This window comes from Chloroflexaceae bacterium, from assembly GCA_025057155.1.
In the GTDB taxonomy this organism is placed as follows: domain Bacteria; phylum Chloroflexota; class Chloroflexia; order Chloroflexales; family Chloroflexaceae; genus JACAEO01.
In genome coordinates this window covers 1-530 of sequence record JANWYD010000168.1, presented here as the reverse complement: position 1 = coordinate 530, position 530 = coordinate 1, and the positions used below count along the sequence as shown (strand labels likewise).

1 tRNA gene is annotated in these 530 nt (G+C 62.5%); it reads right to left on the bottom strand.

From position 1 onward, the window contains the following. Window positions 1-329: 329 nt before the first annotated feature. Window positions 330-419: transfer RNA gene (locus tag NZU74_20840), tRNA-Ser, on the bottom strand. Between the last annotated feature and the right edge of the window lie 111 nt (window positions 420-530).

Sequence of the window (530 nt, the reverse complement as noted above, 5' to 3'; positions counted from 1 at the left end):
GACCAGCGGGTTGAGCGTCGCGTTGCTGACGTTGCCGCGCACAGCCGCGCGAGCAGCGCCCGTGACGGCGACGGCGATTGAAGGTTGAACGTTGAACGTAGGAGCGCGCCCATGTGCGCGGCGCTGACGCGGGTTTCAGGCGGCAGGTAGGAAGGTTAGAGGCGACCAGTGGGAAGGTGACCAATGGGAAGGCGGCAGGTTAGTAGGCGAACCCCTAGTTCTCAATGCTTGGTTCTTAGTTCTCAGTTCTTGGTTCTAGGTTCTCGGTTCTCACCCCCTGACCCGCGAATACCGCCAAAAAAAGGCGCCCCTGAACCGGGGCGCATCACTGGCGGGGAGGGTGGGATTCGAACCCACGTGGGCTTTCAGGCCCAACTCGTTTTCGAGACGAGCACGTTCAACCACTCCGTCACCTCCCCGTCTCGAAGGCTATATGAAGGGCGGCTCACCTGTTGGCAGCCGCCCCCTCTGTGCTGGCGACTCTGGGGCGATTCGAACGCCCGACCTCTTCCTCCGCAGGGAAGCGCTCT